Origin of the sequence: Psychrobacter glaciei, from assembly GCF_014652895.1 — a bacterium.
GTDB classification, from domain to species: domain Bacteria; phylum Pseudomonadota; class Gammaproteobacteria; order Pseudomonadales; family Moraxellaceae; genus Psychrobacter; species Psychrobacter glaciei.
This window is the reverse complement of record NZ_BMZR01000003.1, coordinates 442,882-469,136: the sequence shown is the minus strand read 5'-3', so window position 1 is coordinate 469,136 and position 26,255 is coordinate 442,882. Positions and strand designations below refer to the sequence as shown.

The 26,255-nt window shown below is 43.6% G+C and carries 22 protein-coding genes; 10 read left to right on the top strand and 12 right to left on the bottom strand.

The annotated features are described in order from the left end of the window. Positions 1-986 precede the first annotated feature (986 nt). From IE130_RS09540 to pheA, 6 genes are all read right to left on the bottom strand, one after another. Positions 987-1,484: a 2-amino-4-hydroxy-6-hydroxymethyldihydropteridine diphosphokinase gene (locus tag IE130_RS09540; RefSeq protein ID WP_227676182.1), complete on the bottom strand. Its 498-nt coding sequence runs from the start codon at positions 1,482-1,484 to the stop codon at positions 987-989. 25 nt (positions 1,485-1,509) lie between these two features. After that, positions 1,510-1,947, bottom strand: a complete 438-nt coding sequence (gene folB / locus IE130_RS09535; RefSeq protein WP_189585071.1) for a dihydroneopterin aldolase — start codon at positions 1,945-1,947, stop codon at positions 1,510-1,512. Between the two features lie 50 nt (positions 1,948-1,997). Continuing rightward, a complete protein-coding gene (gene rarD, locus IE130_RS09530) occupies positions 1,998-2,960 on the bottom strand; it encodes an EamA family transporter RarD (protein WP_189585068.1) in 963 nt (320 codons plus the stop codon). A 261-nt stretch (positions 2,961-3,221) separates the two neighbouring features. Beyond that, positions 3,222-5,501 (bottom strand): bifunctional prephenate dehydrogenase/3-phosphoshikimate 1-carboxyvinyltransferase, encoded by a 2,280-nt coding sequence (locus IE130_RS09525; RefSeq protein ID WP_189585295.1) that lies wholly within the window; start codon positions 5,499-5,501, stop codon positions 3,222-3,224. 169 nt (positions 5,502-5,670) lie between these two features. Further along, positions 5,671-6,801: a histidinol-phosphate transaminase gene (gene hisC / locus IE130_RS09520; RefSeq protein ID WP_189585065.1), complete on the bottom strand. Its 1,131-nt coding sequence runs from the start codon at positions 6,799-6,801 to the stop codon at positions 5,671-5,673. A 93-nt stretch (positions 6,802-6,894) separates the two neighbouring features. Beyond that, a complete protein-coding gene (gene pheA, locus IE130_RS09515) occupies positions 6,895-8,070 on the bottom strand; it encodes a prephenate dehydratase (RefSeq protein WP_189585062.1) in 1,176 nt (391 codons plus the stop codon). A 491-nt stretch (positions 8,071-8,561) separates the two neighbouring features. Between pheA and IE130_RS09510 the strand changes: the two genes are divergently transcribed. Together IE130_RS09510 and IE130_RS09505 are read left to right on the top strand one after the other, a co-directional pair. Then, a complete protein-coding gene (locus IE130_RS09510; protein WP_010201983.1) occupies positions 8,562-9,503 on the top strand; it encodes a transaldolase in 942 nt (313 codons plus the stop codon). A 108-nt stretch (positions 9,504-9,611) separates the two neighbouring features. After that, positions 9,612-10,079, top strand: coding sequence for a hypothetical protein (locus IE130_RS09505; protein ID WP_189585060.1), 468 nt, complete (start codon positions 9,612-9,614; stop codon positions 10,077-10,079). An 82-nt stretch (positions 10,080-10,161) separates the two neighbouring features. Here the strand turns inward: IE130_RS09505 and IE130_RS09500 are convergent, their stop codons facing one another. Beyond that, positions 10,162-10,731: an adenine phosphoribosyltransferase gene (locus tag IE130_RS09500; RefSeq protein ID WP_010201988.1), complete on the bottom strand. Its 570-nt coding sequence runs from the start codon at positions 10,729-10,731 to the stop codon at positions 10,162-10,164. 329 nt (positions 10,732-11,060) lie between these two features. Between IE130_RS09500 and IE130_RS09495 the strand changes: the two genes are divergently transcribed. Further along, positions 11,061-11,225: a rubredoxin gene (locus IE130_RS09495; protein WP_010201990.1), complete on the top strand. Its 165-nt coding sequence runs from the start codon at positions 11,061-11,063 to the stop codon at positions 11,223-11,225. A 27-nt stretch (positions 11,226-11,252) separates the two neighbouring features. Next, a complete protein-coding gene (locus IE130_RS09490; RefSeq protein ID WP_189585057.1) occupies positions 11,253-12,284 on the top strand; it encodes an alpha/beta fold hydrolase in 1,032 nt (343 codons plus the stop codon). 104 nt (positions 12,285-12,388) lie between these two features. Here the strand turns inward: IE130_RS09490 and IE130_RS09485 are convergent, their stop codons facing one another. Beyond that, on the bottom strand, positions 12,389-13,429 hold the full coding sequence (locus IE130_RS09485) for a WG repeat-containing protein (RefSeq protein WP_189585054.1): 1,041 nt from the start codon (positions 13,427-13,429) through the stop codon (positions 12,389-12,391). 492 nt (positions 13,430-13,921) lie between these two features. Here IE130_RS09485 and IE130_RS09480 point away from each other — a divergent pair, with 492 nt between their 5' ends. After that, positions 13,922-14,854: a DMT family transporter gene (locus IE130_RS09480; protein WP_189585050.1), complete on the top strand. Its 933-nt coding sequence runs from the start codon at positions 13,922-13,924 to the stop codon at positions 14,852-14,854. A gap of 98 nt (positions 14,855-14,952) precedes the next feature. Here the strand turns inward: IE130_RS09480 and IE130_RS09475 are convergent, their stop codons facing one another. Next, positions 14,953-16,371: a solute carrier family 23 protein gene (locus IE130_RS09475; protein ID WP_189585047.1), complete on the bottom strand. Its 1,419-nt coding sequence runs from the start codon at positions 16,369-16,371 to the stop codon at positions 14,953-14,955. 542 nt (positions 16,372-16,913) lie between these two features. Here IE130_RS09475 and IE130_RS09470 point away from each other — a divergent pair. Beyond that, positions 16,914-18,347, top strand: a complete 1,434-nt coding sequence (locus IE130_RS09470) for an L-serine ammonia-lyase (RefSeq protein ID WP_189585044.1) — start codon at positions 16,914-16,916, stop codon at positions 18,345-18,347. 114 nt (positions 18,348-18,461) lie between these two features. Here IE130_RS09470 and IE130_RS09465 read toward each other — a convergent pair whose 3' ends face one another. The 3 genes from IE130_RS09465 to xthA all read right to left on the bottom strand — a co-directional run bounded on the left by IE130_RS09465 (position 18,462) and on the right by xthA (position 21,337). Beyond that, on the bottom strand, positions 18,462-18,860 hold the full coding sequence (locus tag IE130_RS09465; RefSeq protein ID WP_010202007.1) for a DUF4377 domain-containing protein: 399 nt from the start codon (positions 18,858-18,860) through the stop codon (positions 18,462-18,464). 381 nt (positions 18,861-19,241) lie between these two features. Then, on the bottom strand, positions 19,242-20,465 hold the full coding sequence (gene argJ / locus IE130_RS09460; RefSeq protein WP_189585041.1) for a bifunctional glutamate N-acetyltransferase/amino-acid acetyltransferase ArgJ: 1,224 nt from the start codon (positions 20,463-20,465) through the stop codon (positions 19,242-19,244). Between the two features lie 47 nt (positions 20,466-20,512). Next, complete coding sequence (xthA, locus tag IE130_RS09455) at positions 20,513-21,337, bottom strand: exodeoxyribonuclease III (protein WP_189585038.1); 825 nt, start codon at positions 21,335-21,337, stop codon at positions 20,513-20,515. A gap of 221 nt (positions 21,338-21,558) precedes the next feature. Here xthA and IE130_RS09450 point away from each other — a divergent pair, with 221 nt between their 5' ends. The 4 genes from IE130_RS09450 to IE130_RS09435 all read left to right on the top strand — a co-directional run bounded on the left by IE130_RS09450 (position 21,559) and on the right by IE130_RS09435 (position 26,132). After that, positions 21,559-22,155: a hotdog family protein gene (locus IE130_RS09450; RefSeq protein WP_189585035.1), complete on the top strand. Its 597-nt coding sequence runs from the start codon at positions 21,559-21,561 to the stop codon at positions 22,153-22,155. 9 nt (positions 22,156-22,164) lie between these two features. After that, entirely contained in the window at positions 22,165-23,007 is an 843-nt protein-coding gene (locus IE130_RS09445) for an ABC transporter ATP-binding protein (RefSeq protein ID WP_189585032.1), read from the top strand. A 77-nt stretch (positions 23,008-23,084) separates the two neighbouring features. Then, positions 23,085-23,876 (top strand): ABC transporter permease, encoded by a 792-nt coding sequence (locus IE130_RS09440; RefSeq protein WP_189585029.1) that lies wholly within the window; start codon positions 23,085-23,087, stop codon positions 23,874-23,876. Positions 23,877-24,434: 558 nt separating this feature from the next. Next, complete coding sequence (locus tag IE130_RS09435) at positions 24,435-26,132, top strand: AMP-binding protein (protein ID WP_189585026.1); 1,698 nt, start codon at positions 24,435-24,437, stop codon at positions 26,130-26,132. The last annotated feature ends 123 nt before the right edge of the window (positions 26,133-26,255 follow it).

Genomic DNA, 26,255 nt, shown 5'->3' with positions numbered 1-26,255 from the left:
CCACAGACTTTGATCATAGGGAAAAAATGTCGTTCTTTTATTCTAAAGATGTACATTTTATTTCCCTATCAATTTTTCTGAAATAACGTTAGTTATATAATTTTCTATAGAGTATACCCAAATTGCCATTACCTTTTAAAAGAGCTACTCTCCAATATATTTGGGGCGGTTCATAATCTCTTTGTGGCAAAACTAATGTAATTATCCATAAGTTGCTGATTCGCTTGCCTATCAAGTATTCATTGTCGAAAATTCAGATTCAATAGAACATTTCATTACATTATTCGCGCTAGTATTTAACTAAATTACAACCAATACAGTTAGCTTGAGATGCGTTAAGCGACGTTTAATACACGTAAAACAATGGATTAGATATGACCGAAAGAGTAACCAACAAAGCAATTTTCAGTAGTAGAATTTTTTCAATTAATTATGTCACCTACCCTACTAACCACAGCGTTATGAAGCACTGTGACCCCGTGCAAAAAGGCCGTTATTACAAATTAAACTTTATCTTAATTCAGCCTAAAGTCGGTGGTGTGTTCAGGTGTTCAAACTGCATTATAAACCTGTTTGACAGAGTTTATTTATTTCGTCCCGATAAGTATGAGCACAGTGTGTCACGAATTCAGTCTGGTAAACGCGTGCTATTGAGTTTTGCTTTGAATATTTAGCCAAAGCTTATTAAAGCTGGGCAAACTGTCGAATTATTTTCCTTAAGTGAAAGCACCTGATTGGTTTGCCATAGGTATACCCCAAGGGAACCAGTCAAACAGACCTCCAAACCTATTAACAGACCACCTAAAATAGACTGCCATAATGGAACCACCTATATTAGGGCATGTTTGATGATGCATAAGTAGGCATTGAACAACCAAAAAACCAAAGCGACTACTACAGTGGAGAAAAGAAGCGACATATCTCAAAAGCGCAAGTCATTTTACATTGGCAAACAGGCCTCATACGTGAACAGCATTTCAGCCGCTTCAAACACCAGTCACTGCAAGCTCTTCAATCCCTGCCGCCTCATGTGCTTTAAATGGATAGCGATCTGCCATTACAGTCCAATTAGACGTTGTTTTAGATATCGATTTATTGCTTAGGCTATTTTTTTCTTCAGCCAACTTGACTAGCAAAATATCAATATCCATTGTCACTCGCCGTACTTGGTTCGAATCAGTCTGTCGACATCTATTACAATCTCCTTCAAGGTTTTTAAAGGTTTGCTGTAGTTGCTGCAGACTCATCGGTGTTGCTAATATGAGATGTACACATTGATTGGTGTAATCAGGTTTTGGTTGTTCTAAGGTTGCGGTGAAATCAGGGTTTTGAAAAGCAGTAGATAGCCGTATCTGACCTAGCGTTGCCAAACACTCTAGAGCAAGTGGCAGATATTTTTCGGCTTGATAGTTACTACCCAGCGCTATTATTATCTCTACCACGGGCTGCGCCTGCAAAGTCTCAGGTGCGCATTGTGTTAGCATTTCCAAATTCAAATACATCGATGTTTTATACATCATCGGCTTGGCTATTATTAGCTTCTTCGGCAGCTTCTTTAATAGCTAGCTCATCTGTTGACGTTGACGCATAGCGCGTGATTTGAACGCCAACTGCATCTGCTTGTGTAATGGCAGTAGGCTTGGCAACGCTTAACGTTATTTTATGACAAGCGTATTTTGCAAGCAGCTTATCAGAAATTTGCCCAGCCAAATGCTCAAGCAGTTTTGCTTGAATCTCTTTGCACCACGCGCTGACATCATCGCAGACTGCTTTATAATTTAGCGCATCATTGACATCATCTGATACAGCAGCACGGCTAATATCGGTTTCAAGCGCAATATCAATCAGCAGCGGCTGCGTGATCGCCCGCTCCCACGCGTAAACACCGATGACGGCTTCGACTTTTAAACCTTTTACAAATACCACATCAGATTCAGTATGAAACATGCTTCCATCCTTGTTTGCTACATTTTTAATTCAGAGATTCAATTTAAACTTTATTTAACTTGCTTCAAAGCCTCTTCACGCAGACGCGCGGCTTTTAACGCTTTACTTGGACGATGACGCCATAAGTCAATGCTGAATAATAGCAAGCCTAGCCAAATCAAGCCAAAGACTGCCAAGCGTTTTAAATCAAATGGCTCGTTATAATAAAACACTGCCAAGAAGAAAATAAAGGTCGGCGTCAGGTAATTCATAAAGCTTAGAATACTATAAGCGACGAGCTTGGTAGATTTATTAAACAACAATAACGGTATCAAAGTAATCGGCCCTGCGATCATCAGTAGCCAAATGTTTGAGCTAAACCAAAAGCTCAGTTGATGACTGACCACATCGGACTGCCAAAACCACCAAAGACATAAAGGTACTAGCATCGCTGTTTCGACAAACATCGCATCGACAGCTGTCAACGGGGTTTGCCGTTGAATAGTGCCATAAGTACTAAAGCTAAATGCCAAAATCAATGATATCCATGGCAGACTGCCAATCATCACCACTTGAATCACGACAGACAAGAGTGCAAATCCAATAGCCACCCACTGCAAAGGTCGTAAGCGCTCTTTAAATAGAATCATCGATAGCGCAACACCTACCAATGGCCCTATAAAGTATCCCAAACTGGCCTCAAGAATACGGTCATGATTGACCGCCCATACATAGGTCAGCCAGTTGGTTGCGATAATCAAACCAGATATCAATGACAGCGCTATCCATCTTGGGTTTTGTTTGAGCGTTTCAATCCATTGCCAGCGCTTAGTGACTACTAGCACGATCAATAGACACAGGAATGTCCATATGATGCGATGACCAATGATCTCAGTCGCATCATAATCGGATAATTGTTTGAAGTATAACGGAAATCCGCCCCAGATAAAAAACGCAATAAGCGCAGTGATAATGCCGCGTCTGGTTGTGGTTATCGGGGCAACGGGTTTTTTGATGACATTTTGGGTAGTCATAATATAGGACAACTTTTTAGAGCAAAGCGCGCCCTCACCTAATTCTGAGTATTATTATCGATTTAGTGGCGAGAACACAGGGTTACTACAGTGAGATTATAAATTAAAAAGCAATGTACTCATGCCAATAGTGACATGAGTACATTGCTAACGATGTTAGATTAGATTTTTAGGCTAATGTGGCTATTTGATCAGCTAGCCACCATCTGTTTATATTTTACAGTGCAAATCATAGAAGAACATTAATCAGCACTCAATGATTTATTCAGCGCCAGCATCCACTTCGATAGACATACCGATTTGGTTGGCAAGTTCAGCAAATCCTGGGAAGCTGGTATTGACCGTCTCAACTCCTTCAATGGTAATTTGCTTGGAGGCACGCAGACTGGCAACAGAAAAACTCATGGCAATACGATGGTCATGGTGAGACGTAATGTGACCGCCACCGAATACAGGCTGGCTATTATTGACATCACCATTCTCACTTCCAATACCTTGACCTTCGATGATTAGTCCATCATCCGTAACAGTACAGTCGATGCCGAGCGTATGTAGCCCTTCTGCCATCACCGCAATGCGATCAGATTCTTTGACACGCAACTCTTTGGCACCCGTCAATACTGTGCGACCTTGCGCACAGCTGGCAGCAATGAACAATACAGGAAATTCATCAATCGCTAGCGGTACGAGATGCTCTGGTATCTCAATACCAACTAAGTTTGAACCACGAATCGTAATGTCAGCGACTGGCTCGCCGCCGACATGCGTCTCATTACTCAAGCTAATATCTGCTTGCATGAGCTTTAAGATATCAATAATACCCGTACGTGTCGGGTTGATGCCCACTTGCGTCAAGGTCAGCTCACTACCTTGACTGATAGCAGCGGCTACCATAAAGAAGGCCGCAGAGGATATGTCAGCAGGCACAGCGATATCACCACCTGTCAATGTACCGCCGCCTTCAACGCTGATACGATTGCCATCAACGGTCACCGGATAACCAAAGGCGGATAGCATACGTTCGGTATGGTCGCGACTGACTTCAGGCTGTGTGACCGTTGTCGTACCTTCTGCCCATAGACCTGCTAATAGCAAGCAAGACTTCACCTGTGCAGACGCGACTGGCATATCATATTCAACGCCTTTGAGTGGCTTGCCGACCGTATCACGACCAGTGATACTGAGCGGTGCCGTGCCACTATGACCAGTGCTCTGAATAACTGCGCCCATGGCGCGTAGCGGCGCTGCCACACGTTCCATCGGGCGTTTATTTAAGCTCGTATCACCCGTCAACACACTATCAAATGATTGTGCCGCCAAGATACCTGACAGCAGGCGCATGCTGGTGCCTGAATTGCCCATGTATAAAGGTGTTTTGCTTGGCTTTAAGCCATTCATACCAACACCATGAATGGTTAATCTTCCTTTATCAGGGCCTTCAATGCTCACACCCATATCACGAAACGCCTGCAACGTGGCAAGCGCATCCTCCCCTTCCAAAAATCCAGTGACATTCGTCACGCCTGTGGCAAGACTGCCCAGCATGATACTGCGATGCGAGATGGATTTGTCACCAGGGATGGCAATGGTGCCAGAGACAGTATTGCTAGGCGTAATATTATAAGAAGCTGACATGGCAGAAGTATCCGTATAAGGGGTGCTGGCTAACATATGGCCAAAATGTCGCCGTGCGGCTTGCGCGCGGCCCAAAAGTCCCATCAGGGCGGTTGAATCTTTATCAATGATAAGCTGGCGCATCGTCTGTAAATAGGCACCATACTCATCAAGGGCGCTCACAATGGCGCTTTGATTGGCAAAAAATATATCATGCCACATTTTAGGGTCGCTGGCAGCGATACGCGTAAAATCACGGAATCCACCTGCTGCATAACGAAACATATCTAAATTATCATCATGGCTTGCCAACTGCTCAACCAAATTAAAGGCAAGCAGATGCGGCAAATGACTGGTGTGCGCCAATATTCGATCATGGTGATTAGCATCCATCGATATAACATTTGCGCCCACCGCTTCCCATAGTAGCCGCAGCTTGGTGATGGCTACATTGCTTGTGGTAGGTAGCTCACAGATAATCACGCTATGATTGACAAATAAATTGGCGCGGCGAGCATGATACCCTGAATTTTCAGCCCCAGCAATTGGATGCGCGGGTACTAGTCCTATCGGCAGCGAGCCGAACACTGCTTTAGCAGCATCAATGATATTGACCTTGGTACTACAGACATCCGTCATGATGCAATCAGTGGCAAGCTGTCCGTCATCCATTGCCTGCTTAATGTCAACAAATACTGCTTGGACCGCCTGTACTGGGACTGCAATGATAATTAAATCACTGCCACCAACGACGTCTTGTAAGTTAGCACTACCAGCATCTAACAAACCATGTTCAATGGCTTCAGTAATACTGGGTACATGCCTGTCTGCCGCTACTAGACGCTCACTTAAGCCACTGTCTTTAATGGCTTGCGCAAAACTGGCGCCAATAAGACCAAGCCCAATCACACAAACTTGTCTAAACATAGGTAGCTGAATATTTGGAGACGGTTGAATTTTATTTTTTTTCTGACTACTCACGGCTTTTCTCGTTGAACACACTAGGACAAGTTTGGGTAAAGCCAATCTTAGCGTTATAAAATTTAATGGCTAATTAAGATCATTAACTTGACTAAAAAAACATCTATTGATGCGCTTAATCATCGGTCAAGATAGAACGCAAGGTATCAATCAAGCGCATGTTATCTTCTGCGACGCCTACCGTAATGCGCAACCAAGTGGGTAAGCCGTAACCTAACAGTGGCCGTACGATGACTCCTTGCTCGAGCAACGCTTGGTTAATCAATAGCGCATCTTCATCATCCATCTCTACCATTATAAAGTTGGCATGTGACTTAATAAAACCCAATCCTAATGCGTCGAACTGCTTCTCTAACCAGCGCATTTGCTCATCATTCATCAGACGAGTTTTTTCGATAAAATCTTGATCAGCAAGTGCCGCCGCTGCTGCCGCCAACCCAATACGACTGACGTTGAATGGCTGACGAATACGGTTTAATAAATCCGCCACTGCTACCGAGCTTAACGCATAGCCAACCCGCAGACCTGCTAGTCCATAAGCCTTAGAGAAAGTACGGACGATGATCACATTGTCAAACTCATCTATGAGTGCCCTATTATTACTTTCAGGGCTGTATTCGATATAGGCTTCATCCAATACCACCAATACCGAGCTTGGCACACTGGCAACAAACTGGCGCAGCTCTTTATGCTCAAGCTGTGTCCCAGTTGGGTTGTTAGGATTGGCAATAAAGACAATCTTGGTATTAGGGTTGTCTTGAACCGCTTGACTCATGGCCTTTAAATCATGACCGAATCGATGGGCGGGCACTTCGACATCTGTAGCACCTTGCATTTTTGCCAGCATCGAATAGACCACAAAGGCATACTGACTATAAACGATAGCATCATTGGCACCCACAAAACTACGCGCCAAGATATCGAGTAAGTCGTCAGAGCCATTGCCCAACGTAATCTGATCGATATTGACATCATTGAAGTCAGCCAGTGCTTGCTTTAGATAGTAACCATTGCCATCAGGATACCGCGCCAGCTGACCGAGCTGCTCTGTCACTGCCAACGTCACTCGCGGTGAGCAGCCCATTGGATTCTCGTTGCTAGCAAGCTTTACCACATCTGAGATGCCGTACTCGCGAGTCAACTCTTCAATCGGCTTGCCCGTTTGATAAGGAGCCAGCTCTAATATACTGTCGTACGCTGGCACGAGTGGTAATAAGCTTGATTCGGTCAATGGCGTTGTCTGCATATTGTATCCTTAGATGTAATGAACCATCTATTATTAATAATAACAAGAGCTTATGACAGCTATCTGCTATAAAGGGTGTAGCTTTTAAAACGCTTACAGTACCGCTTTGGGATATGAACCCAGTACACGTAAATCTTTTACCAATGGGCGAATATCATTAATGGCTGCGCTAACATTTGGATCATTAACATGACCATCCATATCAATAAAGAACACGTATGCCCACTTATTAGGACGTTCAGGACGCGTCTCGATACTGGTCATCGACACGCCATGATAAGACAATGGTTTTAAGATTTCGATAAGCGCGCCCGCTTTGTCATGTGCTGAGACGACGATAGAGGTCTTATCTTGTCCTGACGGCGCAATCGCTTCGTGACCGATGATAAGGAATCGTGTGGTATTGCTTGGATTGTCTTCAATATTTGAGTAAAGTTTATGCAAATCATACTCTGCGGCAGCGACATCCCCTGCAATCGCAGCCGAATGCCATTCATTCTTGAGTCGACGTGCAGCTTCACCATTGCTAGATACGGCAACGCGCTCCACATTGGGATAATTGACATCGAGCCAATGACGGCACTGAGCAAGCGACTGCTGATGCGAATAAATACGGCTGAGACCGTCAAGCTTGGTATGCTCTGCAACCAAGAAATTCTGATGAATCGGTAACTCAACTTCCCCAATTATTTTTAAGGTAGAAGACAAGAAACCGTCTAACGTGTGATTGACCACGCCTTCTGAAGAGTTTTCAACCGGTACAACGCCGTACATCGCTGTACCCGCTTCGACTTCACGGAACACATCAGTGATGGTGGTCATCGGTACTGTATCAGCGGCTTTACCAAAATGCTTGAGGGCAGCGGCGTGAGTAAAAGTACCCACTGGACCCAAAAAGGCAATACGTTGCGGTGCTTCTAGATCTAAGCATACCGACATAATTTCACGAAACAATCGCGCCATTTTTTCATCAGCGATTGGACCAGTATTGCGCGCCATGACCGCTTTTAGGACTTGCGCTTCACGTTCTGGGCGATAAAAAATAGGATTGGTTTTTTCAGCAGTAGGACTTTTTGCGATGTGTTCTTTTTTGACCGTCGCCACTTGCTGAGCCAGTTTGGCACGGTTATTAATCAATGTCTGGATTTCGCAGTCTACGCTATCAATACTATGACGCAGCTGATCTAAAAACTCTTTTTCGTTTGAGTGGTCGCTTACGTTAGTTTGATTTAGATTGTCCATTTTTTGCTCTGGTGACTGCTCACTCATTACCGCCCATCCTTTTTCTAATATTATTGCTGAGTTTTATAACTATTTGGTGTGACTTTTAGGTTTATCTATACTTGGTTTTATCTATACTTAAGCTTATTTGAGATTAGCTCTGACCATATTACTAGTCACTGTTCAATAAAACAGTTTATCAAAAATATCATGTCCTACTCGCCTACACGATTCTTGGATTCATCAGCCAATACAGCAGACAACGACACGACCGGCTCTACTATAGCAAAAACTACGCTCAGTGCCCATTCGTAAATGCGTGTAAACTGGCTAACGGCTATAAATATTAGCACAGTTATCTGATATGGCAGCGATAGGCGGCACAACTATGAGAGAACACCGCCTCAAAACTATGTTACAGTTCAAAACTAATGGTCAAAAGCACCTTTCATAAGCATGTTTAAAAATATAAACACGTTTAACAACAGATCCAGTCTTTAGAATATAACCATGTCAATTGATTCACACAAGGATACCTGATGAGCGCATTACAACAGCTTCGCACCATGACCACCATTGTCGCTGATACTGGCGACCTTAGCGCTATTGCCCGCCTAAAACCTGTCGATGCGACCACCAACCCCAGTCTCATTACCAAGGCGCTCATTCACTCTGACAATCAAGCCATGCTCTCAGAAACCATGAGTCGACATCGCGGTGACATCGATGCGGTAATTGATGCGTTAACCATAAAAATTGGCTGCGATATTTTATCGTTGATTGAGGGTCGCGTCTCAACTGAAGTCGATGCACGTTTGTCTTATGACACCCAAGCGACTATCGATAAAGCGCTCAGCTTTATGGAAGCTTATCAACAAGCAGGTATCGACTCAGAGCGGGTATTGATTAAGATGGCCGCGACGTGGCAAGGTATCGAAGCCGCACGTTATCTGGAAACCCAAGGTATTCACTGTAATCTAACGCTACTTTTCGGACAACATCAAGCGATTGCCTGTGCCGATGCTGGCGTGACCCTGATATCACCTTTTGTTGGACGCATTTTGGATTGGCAAAAACGCCAGCAAAACCGTCAGAACGTACCAGTCTCTGATGACATGGGCGTGCAGTCGGTCAAGCTTATTTATCAATATTTCAAACAGCATGGCTACAACACGCAAGTAATGGGCGCAAGCTTCCGCTCTACTGAGCAGATATTGGCATTAGCAGGCTGTGATCTGTTGACCATTGCCCCCAACCTCATTGATGAGTTGGCAGCGATGGATATAGAAGTCCCTCGTCAGCTGTCACCAAGTATGTCGATGGCGTTAGATGATATGACCCGAGTGAGTTTAACGCATGAAGAATTTAGTCAAGCTTATCAAAAAGATACCGTCACTCAAGATTTATTACCTAAGGGTATTGATGGCTTTATCGATGCGCGTGATGAGCTTGCTCAGGCATTGGCAGCGATGCGCAATTAATCGTTTCGATAATGGATGGTCAAACACTGTCGAATAAAAGAAATTTGCCTGCTAATAGTAAGTTCGTTATTATAACCCACTTCAAATAACAAGAAGCAAGGCTTGATTATGAGACGGCTATCAGTGGTATTAGCAGGTAGTGCGCTAGCGATTAGTGCACATGCAGTCAGCTGGGTAGAGATATCTGAGACTGATTCTGGTTCGATTTTCACCTTAGATTCAGACTCTATTGAAAGCTCTGACATCAATATCATAGACGAGCATAACGTCGAAAACATTTCGGTATCCATTCGCAGAACCTATCCACCGCAGTTACAACAGACGGATAAAAAAGGCAAAAAGGACAAAAAAGAAAGCTATATTCATCATAGCGATCAGCAGTTATTGATATCTTGCAAAGATGCCAGTTACTATAAAAGAGCCTATGTCAATTATGGCACTGACAACAAGGTCATCAAATCTTGGCAATCCGACAAACCCATCTTGACCACCAAGGATTTTAAGGTTACGATGCCAAAAACAATCGGTCGAAAAGTAGTAGAGCAAACTTGTGAGCGTTATCAACAAGACCAATAAAATACCAAATAAAATATATTGATACCAAAAAAGCGCGCTGAACTATTCAGCGCGCTTTTTTATTATGCTAAAAACCATTTCTCTAAGCTTTTAATACCGTATAAACAGGCACGGGGAATTCACCATGCAACTCAACCAAATCCAACAGTACCAAAGCACCGACGACCGTATGATCCGCTGACTGGCACAGCTCATAAGCGGTGGTCAGCGTACCGCCCGTTGCCAAAATATCATCGACCAATAATACCCGTTCAGGTGGCAAGTTATTTTGCATCTCAAGCGTGTCTTTACCGTATTCTAGCGCATAGGCTTTGTTGGCAACAGGCGGTGGCAACTTACCCGGCTTACGTAGCAAAATCATGCCTTTACCCAAGCGACCCGCCAGCAAGCTTGCAAACACAAAGCCACGCGCCTCTACAGCACCCAAGCAGTCCACTTCATCCATCAGCCCTTCTGGCAAAGTCGCAAGCAGTGCATCAATGACCGCATTAATATGACTGCGCAGTAACGGGGTGATATCATAAAAATCAATGCCGACTTTTGGAAAGTCTGGTACTGTGCGGATAACCTGCCAAAACGGGTGGTCAGTATTGAGTATATTAGACAGATCAATTTCGGTATTAGCAGATGTAGCGGCAGCATTAACGCTCATAATAACCCTTATTTCATATGGCTTAGATGGTAATAATTGACGGTGATAAATGACAGACATCACCGTGAAATTAGTGGCGATTACTATAACATAATTTGGTGTAATATAGCGGCGAGACAAACAATCATACAATCGCCTGAATCAATAAAAGGCCAATCTTGGACTTGATAAAAGCTGAGTCATCTCAACATACAAGTGTAAACTTAACTATCAAAACAACGGTTATATGCTAAACTACGGGCGTTTTTACCGTCCAAATATGAGCGGTAATGCTCAGTAGACGCTCTAAAAACACCCTGTAACACTGGTAATGATCGATAGGACTATTTATGAAACGTTATGAATGTATCGTCTGTGGCTGGATATATGATGAAGCGCTTGGCTGTCCTGAAGAAGGGATTGCGCCTGGCACCAAGTGGGAAGACATCCCTGAAGACTGGATTTGCCCAGAGTGCGGTGTTGGCAAGCTTGATTTTGAGATGCTTGAGATTTAGTAGACGACTCTCTAATTAGGACACTTCATGACAAAATCCAATAATATCAATAATGCGGCATTGCTTAAAATCTCTGGAGATGCTGGAGTATACCCTACTCCTGACTGGCAACGATTTGGTCAACACCAATGGCGCGAATCAGACCTTAGCGAACACCTCCATCAAGCGATGATAAATATCGGTGATGGCATTGAGTTGTGCGTTGAGGCAGGCGGTAATCCCAATCATCCCCCACTGCTGATGATTATGGGACTTGGCTCGCAGATGATATTTTGGCCAAACAATTTTATCAAGCGCCTTATTGATGCAGGATTTTTTGTGATTCGTTTTGACAATCGCGATATTGGCTTGTCTTCCAAAGTACAAATTGACGGCTTACCGCGTATCAGTCAGTTAAAAATGATGATGCGTTTGCAAACCGGATTGTCTAATAAGAGTACGCAGGTTGCTTATAATTTGACCGATATGGCAGAAGATACCGCACGTTTGATTAAAGCATTGCAGCTGGGTAAGACACATCTGCTGGGTGCTTCTATGGGCGGTATGATTGCTCAAATCGTGGCGGCACGCTATCCAAGCTTAGTACAACGCATGGCCTTGATGTTTACCACCACCAATCGGGCTTTTCTAAAGCCACCCAAGCCTAAGCAGTTATACACGCTTATCAATCGCCCTGAAAGTCATTCTGAGCGCGATATTGTGCGCCATAGCGTCTGGTTTATGAAAACAGTTGGTACGCCAGGACACGTCAACGTTCGTATGGTGCGTGAAATTGCCAAGTTACGTTATCAGCGCAACTTCCATCCGCTTGGCACCGTGCAACAGCTCAATGCGATCTTGGCCTCTGGCTCTATTAGCCGGTTTAGCAAGCAAGTCAAAGCACCAACTATCGTCCTGCATGGTAGTGCAGATGGGCTATTGCCTCCTTCACAAGGACGCGTGGTCGCTAAGACCATTCCCAAGGCTAAGTTTCATTTAATCGAAGGCATGGCACACGATATCCCAGAGTACTATCAGCCTTATATGATTGATTTGATTCGCAATCACCTATCGGCTTAATACGCAGTTAACATCGTCAATCATTGGCGATAAAAAAGCGTGCCATGCTATGTATCACTCATAAGCATGGCACGCTTTTTTGTCTCTTAGTTTGAGTGAGCGCTTTAATCACAACCAACACTCACCCCTTCTTTATCAATGCACATCTTATTGCCATTTTTTAAATTGCCAATCCACGCTTTACCATTTGCAAATGTAAAGGCAGGCTTGCCTTGGTAACTGTCACCACTCGACACACCCATCTTATCAAAGCGAAAAGGAATCACCAGCTCACCGCCCAAATTGATAAAACCCCAGTTGTCATCGATGCGCACGCCAGCTAGTCCTTCTGAAAAAGGACGAGCATCATCAAATGAATAAGTAATCATCGTCACATTGTTTTCATCGACGAAACCCCATCGACCATCTTGCTGACGTGGCTGTAACGTCGTAAAACGATTGGGCGCTGCTTGCCTAGATTGTGCTGACGCTGTAGCAGACCTACTATTGGCGGTTTGCTTTGCAGACGACGGCTCATTACTATTACTGTCACTACCATTTGGATTGCTAGTCGCTTTGCCGTTTTTATCCAGCCAACTGGTCGCTTGGTTCTTACGTACTTGCGTCACACCACCACGATAATCATCAATATCACTGATTGACGCAGAAAACGACACGATGGTCTTATTTGCTGTATCGATAACCCCATAGTTGCCGTCTCTTTTGACCACGATACGTCCATCAGATACCGGACGCGCCCAACCCTGACTTTCCTTTAGCATGTCGTAGGTCGCCGGTATCACCTCACGACCCTGCATGTTGAGATAACCGACGTGGCTATTACGCAGCACGGGTAATAAGCCACCAGCTATCTTATCTGCATCGACTTTTTGATAGCGTGATAAATCAACGACTTTTTTGCCTTTACTATTCAGTAGCGCCACTGGCGCACCGAAGTCCTTGGTTGCCAAAAAATAACCGCTACTCGCGGTACAAGAGACATTCTTATAATAGCTTTTGGGTATTTTACAGCTGGCAGCTTGTGCAGTTGGCATCATAAATAGCGCACTAACGAATAAGCCCATAGGAATGCCATATCGTGCCATTTTTAGTTGCGATCCAAATATCAAAGAAAGCGACTTTTTTGATTGAGTACGTCGATGCATAAATAAACCTAGGCTAAAAGTAGTAGAAACTATGTTGAACACTTTAAGAGAACAATGAAAGACAGATTAGCAAATCGCGACCTTCACGCCAATGCTATTCCTGTAAGGATACGACTCGATGATATAAGCACTATTATATATAGTCAAAATATCCTAAAAACGCGACGGTATTGCTGATATTAATTTTTTGTAGCCTCTGTCTGCGCAGGCACAGCAAGCAAGAAAAATGGATATCAGCAGTGCGTGATGTATCGATATTACTTTTCACTCACTATAGTTAACGTTAGCTGACTATCAGCGCCCATTTTCCCACACGCTTACCATACTTGGTTCTTTCAAAAACAGAAGCATCATAAGAATAAATTATGTTTCAACCATTTCATTTTAAGTCTAAAACCTCGACAATACGGGGTATGTGCATTGTACTGTGAACACAGTAATGTTAAAGAAAGAACGCCACCCATTTAAACGTGATCAATCTAAGGACAACCTATGGCTATTGCCGCTTCACGCTCTGCACCTATTGGCTTGGTTATTGGTTGCATCATCTTTGGTCTGGGCAGTTTAATCGTCGCGCACGTTGATATCGGTGGCTGGGCCATGTCGTTTTGGCGACTCGCCATCTCAGGAGTGGTCTTTGCTGTCTTGGCAAAAATCATGGGACAACATTTGCCACGCTCAAGACGTGCCATTTTTTATGGTTTATTGTCAGGCGCATTTTTGGGGTTCGATTTGGCGCTTTGGCACGAGAGTATCTATGCTGTCGGGCCTGGTATTTCAACCTTACTTAATAGCTTACAGATTTTCTTTTTGGCAGCGATTGGGTTTTTATATTTTAATGAACGGCAATCTATATTACAGCTTATCAGTCTATTTCTAGCGATGGCTGGAGTGGCGATGATAGGTAGCCCTGAGTTTGCACATAACAGTGCCGCAACTTGGGGGTTTATCTCGGGTATCGTCTCAGGGGCAATGCTGGCTGCGTCGATGACCTTTATTCGTAAGACGCATGACACCGAGCCAACACCGATATTTATGCTCATGCAATTGATTAGTATCGGCGGTGTGCTGGCGATGATTATTCCGATGTTTTTGTTTGACATGGGCAATATCTTGCCCAACAGTTGGTCTGAGATTGTTTGGGTACTTATTTATGGTACGGTCATGCAGTGCTTGGCTTGGGGTCTGATTGCATACTCTATCCCCAAGCTGTCTTTGGCGCTGACTGGATTACTACTGCTATCTGAACCAATTGCCGCATTGGTCATTGATTATACTTGGCTGGACAAACCGATTAATACTTTGCAATGGAGCGGCGCGCTCTTGACGATGTTTGCCATTTACTTAGGCTCATTAAAACCCAAGCCGCGCGCACTACGTCGCTATCGGTTTTTCTCACGGTTTTATAAACGTAAATATAAATAGTTATACAGGTACACTTATTTATATTTACGTTTTATTTGGCGTATAGCTTTAATGAGGGCGTGTCATCATTTGAAACGTGATGCTTAAACGACAATCAATCAGTCTTTTTGACGATTGAATAATGCATTGAGTACGATAGCTGCCAAGGTAGCCGTGCCGATACCGCCCAAATCAAAGCCACCTAAATGCAAGCTAAAATTACCCGTTCCCATGATGACAGTGACAGCGGCGATGATGAGATTGCTGTTTTTGCTAAAATCAATGTGGCTGTCTATCCAAATTTTGATCCCAGCAACAGTGATAAGTCCAAATACTATGATAGAAGCACCGCCCAATAAGGCCGCTGGTATCGTCTGAATGATTGCGCCAAATTTTGGTGAAAGCCCCAATATGATAGCCACTAAACCTGCTACGACAAAAATCGTGGTGCTATACACCTTAGTTACCGCCATGACACCGATGTTTTCTGCATAAGTGGTGACACCTGTACCACCAAATCCTGCTGAAAAAGTCGTTGCTAAGCCATCCGCTAAAAATGCTCGACCCATATAAGGGGTAACACGAGCCTTAGTCATGCCTTCTACTGCTTTAAAATGTCCCAGATTTTCGGCGACCAAAATAAACGCCACTGGTGCGATCAAGATAATGGCGCTCATCTCAAAACGAGGCGTATGAATGCTTGGTAACCCAAACCATGAAGCAGCAGACACCCCACTAAAATCAATGGGCGTACCAAAACCCATCACATTGGTCATCACAAAATAAGCGACGTATGACAATATCAAGCCAACCAATAATAAAAGTCGACGTAACATACCGCGCGTAAACACAGCAACACCACTAATCAGCAACACGGTTAAAGTAGCCATCCAAGCATCAAACTGATTCGCAGACACTCCTTGAATGGTCACTGGCGCCAAATTTAGACCAATAATCATGACGATAGCACCCGTGACGATAGGTGGCATCAGACGCTCAATCCAGCCTGTGCCCGTTTTCATCACCAGTAGCCCAATCAAAGCATAAATGATACCGCAGGCCATAATACCGCCCAAGGCGACATTTAAGTTGTCATTAAAGCCTACGCCTGCATACGCAGTCACAGCGATGACGGGGCCAATAAAGGCAAAACTGGAGCCCAGATAGCTCGGCATGCGCCCACCCGTGATCATAAAGAACATCACAGTACAAATACCTGACATCAAAATAGCGAGGTTAGGATCAAAACCCATTAGCAGTGGCGCAAGCACCGTCGCACCAAACATCGCAAAAGTATGCTGCACACCCAGTAATATGCTTTTTGACGGTGGCAAATATTCATTGATACCGACCGGATCACGATCTAAATCGCCACCATAAGGTCGCCAAGTCGGAAACCAACGACCATTTTCAAAATCTGGATTTTTTGGATAGTTCATGGCTGCTGAGGAAATACCAGCCGCTTCTAATGCATTATGAGCAGGTAATGCTTCAGCACTTTTGTCTGATTGAGAGGCGTTATCGGTGGGAGATGTCATGCATGCTTGTCCTATGTGGGCGGAGCTAATAATAGGCTAAAATAACTGGATGAATAAAAACTGAGCTAAAGTTGAACGTCAATAAATAGAAGTAGCTGGCTAAAGATAATGATAAAAAACCAAGACTCAACACCATACCTCTTATAATATGTCACCCAATTCATTCATTTATGTTGTAAGGTAGCAAACCAAAAGTATTATTTGGTATGATAGCTATGTTTTGCTAGATGTATAAGGTCGGATATGTTCTACTTGAACTACCGTCTAAATCATTTTTGCCTGACGTATTTCACAGCGACAACCAACTTACAGGATGTTACATAAACGTTGGCTCCAAGCATCATAACGGAGTTTAATAATAAATAAAAGTTATTATTCACTCGTCACATGTACTTCCATGTTTACATACATTCATAGACAACACCCCAAACTAAACACTTATCGGTGCTTGTTGGTTGGGGCGGTTTATTATATTTTTCATGCCAGTGCTGAAGCCAATCGATAACCTATGCTGATGCACTTAAAATTTTTGGTAGCTTATTATGATTAGTGTTTTTGATTTATTTAAAATTGGTATTGGACCCTCAAGCTCACATACCGTCGGTCCGATGGTAGCGGCAAACTTGTTTTTGGTGTCTTTGCTCAAGCAATCAGAGCTGACCGCTATAGACAGTATTGAGATTGAGCTTTATGGTTCATTGGCTGCGACCGGTAAAGGACATGCAACGGATACCGCCATTTTATTAGGGTTACTCGGACATACGCCCAGCACCATCGATACGCGTCTGACCAGCAACTACTTGGCACCCATATTTTCAGAAAAAAGTCTGAACATATCAGGTGCTCATACGATTGCTTTTGACACAGAGCGTGATATCTATTGGTACGACGATACCGTCCTACCCTATCATCCTAATGCTCTGACGCTTCGAGCATTATTGGTAGATGGTACTCGTTATCAGCAGACCTACTACTCAGTTGGAGGTGGCTTTGTGATTAATGAAGAGAATGCCACCAATCCAGATGAAGACCATGCTAGCCCCACCATTGATAGTATTCCCTATCCTTTCAATAGCGCCGCCGAGTTATTAGAGCAATGTCGCCAGCATGGGCTGAGTATCAGTGATTTAGTCCTCACGAATGAATGTCATTACCGCGATCAAACAGAGGTTTTTGCCTACTTAGATAGCATTTGGGACGTGATGCAAGACTGCGTCAAACAGGGCTGTGAAAATGGCGGTATTTTGCCTGGCGGCTTAGATGTCAAACGCCGCGCGCAAGATCTATATTCACAACTGTGTGCGGAGAAGAACCAACCCATCACAAAAACCGATAAATTAGCAGCAATGGATTGGGTTGATTTGTATGCGCTCGCCGTCAACGAAGAAAACGCCAATGGCGGTAAAGTGGTGACCGCTCCTACCAATGGTGCCGCTGGCATCATACCGGCAGTCCTACATTACTATCGTGATTTTTTACCAAGCTACAGCCAAAGCGGCGTCTATAAATTTTTATTAAATGCCACTGCCATCGGTAGCCTTATCAAACAAAATGCTTCAATCTCTGGTGCTGAGGTTGGCTGTCAAGGTGAAGTTGGCTCGGCATGTGCAATGGCCGCCTCTGCATTGGCTGAGATTATGGGCGGCGATCCTGCCAAATGCTTGAATGCTGCTGAAATTGGTATCGAGCATAACTTAGGTCTCACTTGTGACCCTGTTGGCGGCTTGGTTCAAGTCCCTTGTATTGAACGCAATGCGATGGGCGCGGTAAAAGCGATCAATGCAGCACGTCTCGCTTGCCGTGGCAATGGTCAGCACTTTGTCTCTTTAGATAAGGTGATTGAAACGATGAAAGTAACTGGGGCTGATATGCTAGATAAGTATAAAGAAACCTCACGTGGGGGTCTTGCTGTTTATGCTGATAACCGCATCCCCACTGCAAGTCATGGTGTCAGTGTAAAATATAGTCAATGCTAATATAATTAATATCAGTATAGACTGTCGTGATGTGATTTTCATAAACACTCATGACAAAAAAAGACCTCTAATTCGTTAGAGGTCTTTTTTATTCTGACTAGGGCATGTCATCATTTACTCAGCAGTTTTTGAAACCACTTCGTTTAAAATCCAAACTGGCTTAACCATGTTGGTGGTCTCATTCATCATCGCTTCTTGACGTACGTCTAAAACATAGCGGTAATTTGGCTCATAAGTGAAGCCTTGGATATTACCGTTTAAAGTTGTATAGTTTTTCTGATAAGTTTGGCGATACTGTAAGCACTCTGATTCAACTTTGGTGCCATTCGCAGTCATAAGATCACAAACTGCTTTACGCGGTGCAATCTCTACTTCAAAGCTTGGAATGTTAATGACTTTAACATTCATAGTCTGACCTTCAACGACCATGGTACGCTCATTGTCCATACCCATAGTAGAACAACCTGACAGGGCGAAAGTAGTCATCAATGCGGCAAGTGCTAATTTTTTCATTATTCAATCCTCAGTTAAGTAATATTCATTATTGCCCGTTTGAACTCGTTTTAATCATTTATAGACGCTCAAAACGTAAGGCATTTGTGACCATACTGGCAAAGTCAATTTAGACAACCAAACAAAGCTGATAATTTCTCAGCAGTATCGTCTATTGTTTACTGAGACTAGTATATGTCGCAAAGCGACTTATCCTCTATGACTGGTTTGTAAAGTAACGTCAGCTTTTGCAACTCATGTTAGTCAAACGTATTAAAAAGCAGACCAATCCAATATATATTTGACATTGCAAAAAAAATGGCCGAAGTAATCATTACTCCGACCATTTAATCGCTTTCGTTCAGATTAAGAGGACGCCATAATTAACGTCCATTTCGATAATTAGCTACGATAATCGGCATTTATCTTGACGTAATCGTAAGACAAATCGCAGGTATAAACGGTATCACTAGCGTCGCCACGTGCCAAATCAATATGAATGGTAATTTCAGGACGGCTCATGACCGTTTTGCCCGCCGCTTCCGTATAGCTAGGCGCAACACCACCATTTTGGCAAATCATGACTTCATCTAGATAGACATCGACTTGCTCGGTATCTAAATCTTCGATACCCGCATAACCTACTGCAGCGAGGATACGACCCCAGTTGGCATCACTGGCGAAGAATGCGGTTTTGACTAGTGGTGAATGTGCAACCGCGTATGCCACATCGCAGCATTCTTGCGTCATCTTACCGCCAGTGACTTTGACAGTCATAAACTTGGTAGCGCCTTCCCCATCACGCACGATTAATTGTGCCAGACGAACAAATACTTCGGTTAATGCCTCAAAAACAGGCTGATAATGTGGATGTTCTGAGCTGTCGATAATATTTGAGCTAGCTCTACCTGTGGCGATCAACACACAACAGTCGTTGGTCGACGTATCACCATCGACGGTGATGCGGTTAAAAGACTGCTCATTGATGGCGCTCAACATCTCTTGTAATAAGTCAGCAGCAATGTTGGCATCTGTTGCCACATAGCCCAGCATAGTCGCCATATTTGGTCGTATCATACCTGAGCCTTTTGACATGCCCGTAATATGATAGCTGACACCCGCCACGTCGATTTTTTGACTAGCAAGCTTAGGAATCGTATCTGTGGTGCGAATACCATTCGCCGCCGCCAGCCAATTATCAGCAGCTAAACTGGCAAGTGCCTCATCTAAACCAGCGATGACCGCCTCGCTGTTTAATGGCTCACCAATCACTCCAGTAGAAAACGGCAATACAGAACTGACAGCCACGCCAGCTTTACTAGCCAGCGCTGTACAGATATCAACAGCGCGGCGCTTGCCATCAGCGCCCGTCCCTGCATTGGCATTGCCAGTATTGGTGACCAAATAACGTGGGCTAGCCTTAGCAAAATGCTCACGTAATACTCGCACTGGCGCGGCACAAAAGGTATTTTTAGTGGTGACGACCGCACTGGTTGCGTTCTCAGCAATCTCAATCACGACCAAATCATCACGATCTTTGTAGCGTACGCCTGCGGCAGTAGCACTTAACTTGATACCGTCAATTGGGTAAATAGTATTCGGTACTGCAATATTTCCAACAGCCATAGAGACATCCTTATTTTTCAATTTTCATAGTTATAAACAGAATACTATTAGGGTTTGCTTAAGTTAAATGCCGACCAAATCGGTGCATGGTCAGACGGTTTTTCCATGGCACGTAGCTCATAGCTGATACCAGCATCGACGCAGTCATCGACTAAGTCTGAGGTGCACAAGATATGGTCGATACGTAGACCGCGCTTAGGCTCGTCGTTAAAACCACGACTGCGATAATCAAACCAGCTGTATAACTCTGTACTCTCTGGATAGTACAGACGGTATGTGTCAGTCAGCTCGCGTGACATCAGGGCTGCATACCATTCGCGCTCTTCTGGTAGAAATGAGGTTTTTCTATTCTTAAGCCAGCGCTTTGCATTGACTTCGCCAATCCCAATGTCGATATCTTCTGGGGCGATATTCATATCACCCATGATAATGAGCGAGCGCCCTTCCGCCTTTAAAGCATCAATATAAGCCATCAAATCTGCATAATAAGCACGCTTCATGGGAAATTTGGTCGGATGATCTTGGCTTTCTCCTTGTGGAAAATAACCATTGAGTACGTCGATTTCACGACCGTCAAACTCATATCGTGCATGAATAAAACGCTTCTGCGCCTCGACATCTTCGCCAGGAAAACCTTTTTGTACAAATATTGGCGCAACCTTGGACAAGAGTGCCACGCCATAATGGGCTTTTTGCCCAAAATACTCTACGTGATAACCAAGGCTTTCTATGTTTTCTAGTGGAAACTGCTCATCATGTACCTTGGTTTCTTGTAGACCCATCACATCAGGATCGATTACCTCACGTACCGCCTCCAGCTGATGTTGACGAGCACGAATACCATTGATATTAAAACTGACAAAACGGGTCATAAATTATCCTATACTAATTGATGAAAATACGGTGCTAATATACAGATCTGGGATGTGACCATACATAAAACACTATCATAACAGAGGCAGACTGACCTAGCTGTTGCGCGCCCTGATATCTTACGCTAGAGTAGTTGTTATTCGTATGATTGCTATCAAATCTTGTGTATCGAATCATGGCTATCACGGAACACTTATTAAAATAATTATTGAGCATTGTTATGACAACCACTATTAGCAAAACTACCAACGCCTTATCAACGGCAGCAAATGAAACTACACCATTATTTGCCAAAGACTACAATGTCTATATTAATCATACAGACGCTGGCGGTATAGTCTACCATGCCAATCACTTGGTGTTTTTTGAAAACTGCCGCCGTGACTGGTTTGGTCAACTGGGTTTAAATGGGTATTTCTTACAGACCGATGACGGTCAAGTACAGCATTTTGTCGTGAGTCAAGCAGACTTGCAATACAAAAGAGCCATTCTTTTAGACGAAATCATCAATGTACGTATCGATAAAGTCGAATTAAAACCTGCCAGCATTATTTTTTACCAGAGCATTCATCGTCATGTCTCAGACAGCTCCTCTACCGATCATACGAATGACAATATCAACGCTAAAAACAGTTTATTGAGTAGCACCAAAATCGTCATCGCTTGTGTGCAAAATCAAGTCAGGACAGAGCCTGTGTCTCATGATGAGTCGGATACTACCGTGGCTAGCGCCTCGCCCATGCGACCGATTCGTGTCCCAAAAAAGCTACGTGATGCTTTACAAGAAGCGATTAATCAGCCTATAAATGCACAATGATTCTGACCTATGAGCCTTGATACTGACACGCCTATCGTTGAATTTGAACACCTCTGGGTACATAGCAAACGTATCCCGCCAATCAACACTAGTGATCAACGACGTACAGTTAAAACGCAAATCCATAGCGTGTCTGCCATCTACGATAAATGGACGACCAAGTTTAAAAAAATCTCGACCCCCGATCAGAGGTTGCCGACGCATAAAAAGGTGTTGATAAATGACATTAGCGGTACACTGTTAGCAGGGCAAATAACCGTTTTGACAGGCGCTTCTGGCAGTGGCAAGTCTTTACTGCTACGTGTGCTTGCAGGATTATTACCGATGAGCAGCGGTGAGATTTGTTTGCGCAGTCACGATGCATCAAATAGCGATATTTATAAAAGCATTCATAATACGCCGCCGACCCAGTGGCGCACACGCATCGCCCTACTGGCTCAAAACCCACAGCTGCTAGAAGGCCGTGTGCTTGAAAACTTACAGATGCCCTATCGCCTACAAGCGCATCAACATCTTGAATTTGATATCGACTGGCATATCGCTCAGCTTGTTCAGCTAGAGCGCAGTGCTGAGTTTTTACAACAAGAGGCAAGTCATCTCTCTGGTGGCGAGCGCCAACTGGTCAATACTTTACGTCTTTTGCAACTAAACCCACAGGTATTGTTATTAGATGAGCCTACAGCGGCTTTAGACATCGATACCTCAACCCAGCTAGTGAATCTACTGGTTAACTGGTTGCGCAGCGATGCACAGCGCACCATATTATGGGTGACTCATGATACACAAGATATCATGCCATTAGCCGACAGGCATTGGCACATGCAGGCAGGCGTATTAACCAAAATGCGCTAATCTCATAATCGACTTTTAATCGTGACTGCCCCTAATACTTATTTCCCTCACCTTAACGACATTAATAATGAGCAGCTATGAGCAGTACGGATGATATGCAAATATTCCTCACTTACGGTGATATTGCGCTTGCCAGCAGCTTAATTATTATCGTCCTTATCCTGTCATGGCGACTACGCTTAACATTAACCAAAACACTATTAACGGCGGCTGTTCGTACTATAGTTCAGCTGAGCTTTATCGGTTTGATTCTGGCATGGATTTTTGCTCGTGAGCAATGGTATGAAGTCCTCCTCATACTGACTATCATGACCTTGATTGCAGGAGGTGCAGCCAAAAATCGTGTCAAACGCAGCTACAAAGGTTTATTCATCGATACCCTCCTCGCTGTCAGCCTATCAGCCGTATTGGTCACCAGTATCGCCATCTTTGTGATATTAAGAGTGCAGCCGTGGTATACGCCGCAATTTGTCATCCCTATATTGGGCTTAATACTAGGCAACTCTTTAACCGCCATCTCATTGACCAGCAATCAGTTGATTGAAGCTTTTCATGAGCAGCAAGGACGTATTGAAATGATGCTCAGCCTCTCTGCCAGGCCCTTTGAAGCCGTGCATGAGCAGATACGAGCGGCCATCATCAATGGTATGACCCCAACGCTGAACTCTATGCTGGTAGTTGGTATTGTCAGCTTACCAGGGATGATGACAGGGCAAATACTGGCGGGTGCAGATCCTACTCAAGCGGTACGCTATCAAATTGTCACGATGTTTTTAATCTGTGTTAGCAGCACTTTAGGATGCACTATTAGCGCGTTGCTTATTTATCGGCGTTTTTTTAATAAAAATGAGCAGTTCCTTTCACCGTAATACAAGCGGCTGACTTTAGAATTGATACAGTGGACTGTGACAAATTTTCATAGCCTCAATTTTAGTGACACATGTTTATTGACGTATCTATTTTATTGAAAGTCGGCTATAGTTTTGAAATAGCGCTTTGATAGATTATCAACCTCATCATAATTAGACTTGTTTCTCCTACATCACATATCAACTGTATCTCTTAGTATATTTTATGTACTACTCAGTATCACATACTGGTATTGTTTTAAACCATATTCATGCTAATGTATTGTTTAAATATATCGTTCTTTTGATACTTTGGTTGTAAATAACAGATTAAAAATATTCGGAATAAATACTGTTTTTGTTACTCAGCCATTTTTTCATCTCAGTTAATTATTTACCCTAAAAATAATTAAGTAGAACCATATAATAGCGAAAAATTTTACCAACCAGTTGATAAATAAGGATGTTATCGCTCTTAGCGGACACCAGTCCACGTCAGCACTGATTTATTTTGTTGATGCGGATATGACTGCTTTCTCACTAAACTTTAACCTATATTAACTCGCAAGGACGCTGACTATGACGTTAAATAAACCTTGGCTTGCCCAATATCCGGCAGGCGTACCGAAGTCGATCGACCCAGATAAATATAACAGCATAGTAGAGCTATACGAAGAATGCTTTGATCGCTTCCGCATGCATCCAATGAGTATCTGTATGGGCGTTACTCATACGTACGATGACATTGATAAGGCGTCACTAGCCGTTGCTGCATGGTTACAAGCTCAGGACTTACCTCAAGGCACGGTGGTTGCACTGATGATGCCAAACGTCCCGCAATATTTGCCGACGATGATTGGTATCTTGCGTGCCGGTTACGCCTGTACGCCTGTCAATCCACTCTATACGGGTCGTGAGCTGCGCCATCAATTAAATGACTCAGGCGCTAAGGTTATTTTTGTGGTTGATAACTTTGCCCAAGCGCTTGAGCAAGTCATCGACGAGACCAATATTAAGCGTATTGTCCTCTCAAAAATGGGCGATATGATGGGTCTCAAAGGTATCTTAGTGAATACCATCATTCGTCAGGTAAAACGTCTCGTACCTAAATACAAGCTTGATGATCCTAAGCATGAGATAACCAAGTTTCCTGACGTCCTTAAAAAAGGTAGAAACCTGCCATTCCAAAAGCCGAAACTGTCTTTGGATAAAACGGCCTTTTTACAATATACCGGTGGTACAACGGGTCTGTCTAAGGGAACCATTTTAACTCAGCGTAATATTGTAGCCGCTGCTATGCAGTCTGAAGCGTGGTTCCGCCCTATTACCTCAGAAATTAACGAGGTATACATCAATCTGGTTATGGCTTTACCGCTATATCATATTTTTGCCTCTATGCTTAGTATGTTAGGCATGCGCTCGGGCCACACTTTTATCTTGATACCTAACCCGCGAGATATACCAGGTTTTATCAAAACCTTATCAAAACAGCCGTTCCATATATTCCCTGCCGTTAATACTTTATTTAAAGGATTGCTTGATAATCCAAACTTTAAAAATTTAGATTTTAGCACCCTGCACCTCTCACAGGCAGGTGGTATGGCAGCCACTCCGCAAACAGCCGCACGTTGGTTGGAGGTCACGGGTTGTCCAATGATTGAAGGCTGGGGTATGACTGAAGGTGTGGCAGTAGGTACTAATAACTTAGTAACTGACCGCAATTTTAACGGCACTATCGGCTTACCACTTCCGAGTGTCGATGTCATTATGATCGATGACGATGGCAATCGTGTGGGTCTGAACCAAGCTGGCGAGATGTGTGTCAAAGGTCCTAACACAACATCAGGTTATCTCAACAGAGACAGTAGTGATGACTTTACTAGCGATGGTTATTTCCGTACTGGTGATATCGTCAGCATGGATGAAAAAGGCTATATCACCTTATTAGATCGTAAAAAGGATATGATTTTGGTCTCAGGCTTTAACGTATATCCGAATGAGATTGAGTCTGTGATGCTCGAGTGTGACGGTATTATTGATTGTGCAGTCATTGGTATTCCTGACGAACATCAGGGCGAAGCGGTTAAAATTTATATCGTGCCAGAGGATAACAACGTCACCAAAAGTGTCATCAAAGAGTTTGCACTGGATAATTTGACCGGCTATAAATGTCCACGTCATATCGAATTTGTCAGCGAACTACCAAAGAGTAACGTCGGTAAAGTATTGCGTCAAAAATTGCGTGAAAGGCATGATGCAGATCATCCTCAGTCATAAACAAGCTGAATAGATTTACATATAGCAGTCACATAAATCTAGACATAAAAAGCGCTTCACATAAATTGTGAAGCGCTTTTTTTCTCAGCTATTCAAAATGAGGACATACCCTAAACTTAGAGT

Bases quoted from the DNA above. Each gene is read 5' to 3' on its own strand.
- IE130_RS09540 (WP_227676182.1), bottom strand. From the start codon at position 1,484: ATGCTAACACAATGCGCACCTGAGACTTTGCAGGCGCAGCCCGTGGTA.
- folB (WP_189585071.1), bottom strand. From the start codon at position 1,947: ATGTTTCATACTGAATCTGATGTGGTATTTGTAAAAGGTTTAAAAGTC.
- rarD (WP_189585068.1), bottom strand. From the start codon at position 2,960: ATGACTACCCAAAATGTCATCAAAAAACCCGTTGCCCCGATAACCACA.
- IE130_RS09525 (WP_189585295.1), bottom strand. From the start codon at position 5,501: ATGTTTAGACAAGTTTGTGTGATTGGGCTTGGTCTTATTGGCGCCAGT.
- hisC (WP_189585065.1), bottom strand. From the start codon at position 6,801: ATGCAGACAACGCCATTGACCGAATCAAGCTTATTACCACTCGTGCCA.
- pheA (WP_189585062.1), bottom strand. From the start codon at position 8,070: ATGAGTGAGCAGTCACCAGAGCAAAAAATGGACAATCTAAATCAAACT.
- IE130_RS09510 (WP_010201983.1), top strand. From the start codon at position 8,562: ATGAGCGCATTACAACAGCTTCGCACCATGACCACCATTGTCGCTGAT.
- IE130_RS09505 (WP_189585060.1), top strand. From the start codon at position 9,612: ATGAGACGGCTATCAGTGGTATTAGCAGGTAGTGCGCTAGCGATTAGT.
- IE130_RS09500 (WP_010201988.1), bottom strand. From the start codon at position 10,731: ATGAGCGTTAATGCTGCCGCTACATCTGCTAATACCGAAATTGATCTG.
- IE130_RS09495 (WP_010201990.1), top strand. From the start codon at position 11,061: ATGAAACGTTATGAATGTATCGTCTGTGGCTGGATATATGATGAAGCG.
- IE130_RS09490 (WP_189585057.1), top strand. From the start codon at position 11,253: ATGACAAAATCCAATAATATCAATAATGCGGCATTGCTTAAAATCTCT.
- IE130_RS09485 (WP_189585054.1), bottom strand. From the start codon at position 13,429: ATGCATCGACGTACTCAATCAAAAAAGTCGCTTTCTTTGATATTTGGA.
- IE130_RS09480 (WP_189585050.1), top strand. From the start codon at position 13,922: ATGGCTATTGCCGCTTCACGCTCTGCACCTATTGGCTTGGTTATTGGT.
- IE130_RS09475 (WP_189585047.1), bottom strand. From the start codon at position 16,371: ATGACATCTCCCACCGATAACGCCTCTCAATCAGACAAAAGTGCTGAA.
- IE130_RS09470 (WP_189585044.1), top strand. From the start codon at position 16,914: ATGATTAGTGTTTTTGATTTATTTAAAATTGGTATTGGACCCTCAAGC.
- IE130_RS09465 (WP_010202007.1), bottom strand. From the start codon at position 18,860: ATGAAAAAATTAGCACTTGCCGCATTGATGACTACTTTCGCCCTGTCA.
- argJ (WP_189585041.1), bottom strand. From the start codon at position 20,465: ATGGCTGTTGGAAATATTGCAGTACCGAATACTATTTACCCAATTGAC.
- xthA (WP_189585038.1), bottom strand. From the start codon at position 21,337: ATGACCCGTTTTGTCAGTTTTAATATCAATGGTATTCGTGCTCGTCAA.
- IE130_RS09450 (WP_189585035.1), top strand. From the start codon at position 21,559: ATGACAACCACTATTAGCAAAACTACCAACGCCTTATCAACGGCAGCA.
- IE130_RS09445 (WP_189585032.1), top strand. From the start codon at position 22,165: ATGAGCCTTGATACTGACACGCCTATCGTTGAATTTGAACACCTCTGG.
- IE130_RS09440 (WP_189585029.1), top strand. From the start codon at position 23,085: ATGAGCAGTACGGATGATATGCAAATATTCCTCACTTACGGTGATATT.
- IE130_RS09435 (WP_189585026.1), top strand. From the start codon at position 24,435: ATGACGTTAAATAAACCTTGGCTTGCCCAATATCCGGCAGGCGTACCG.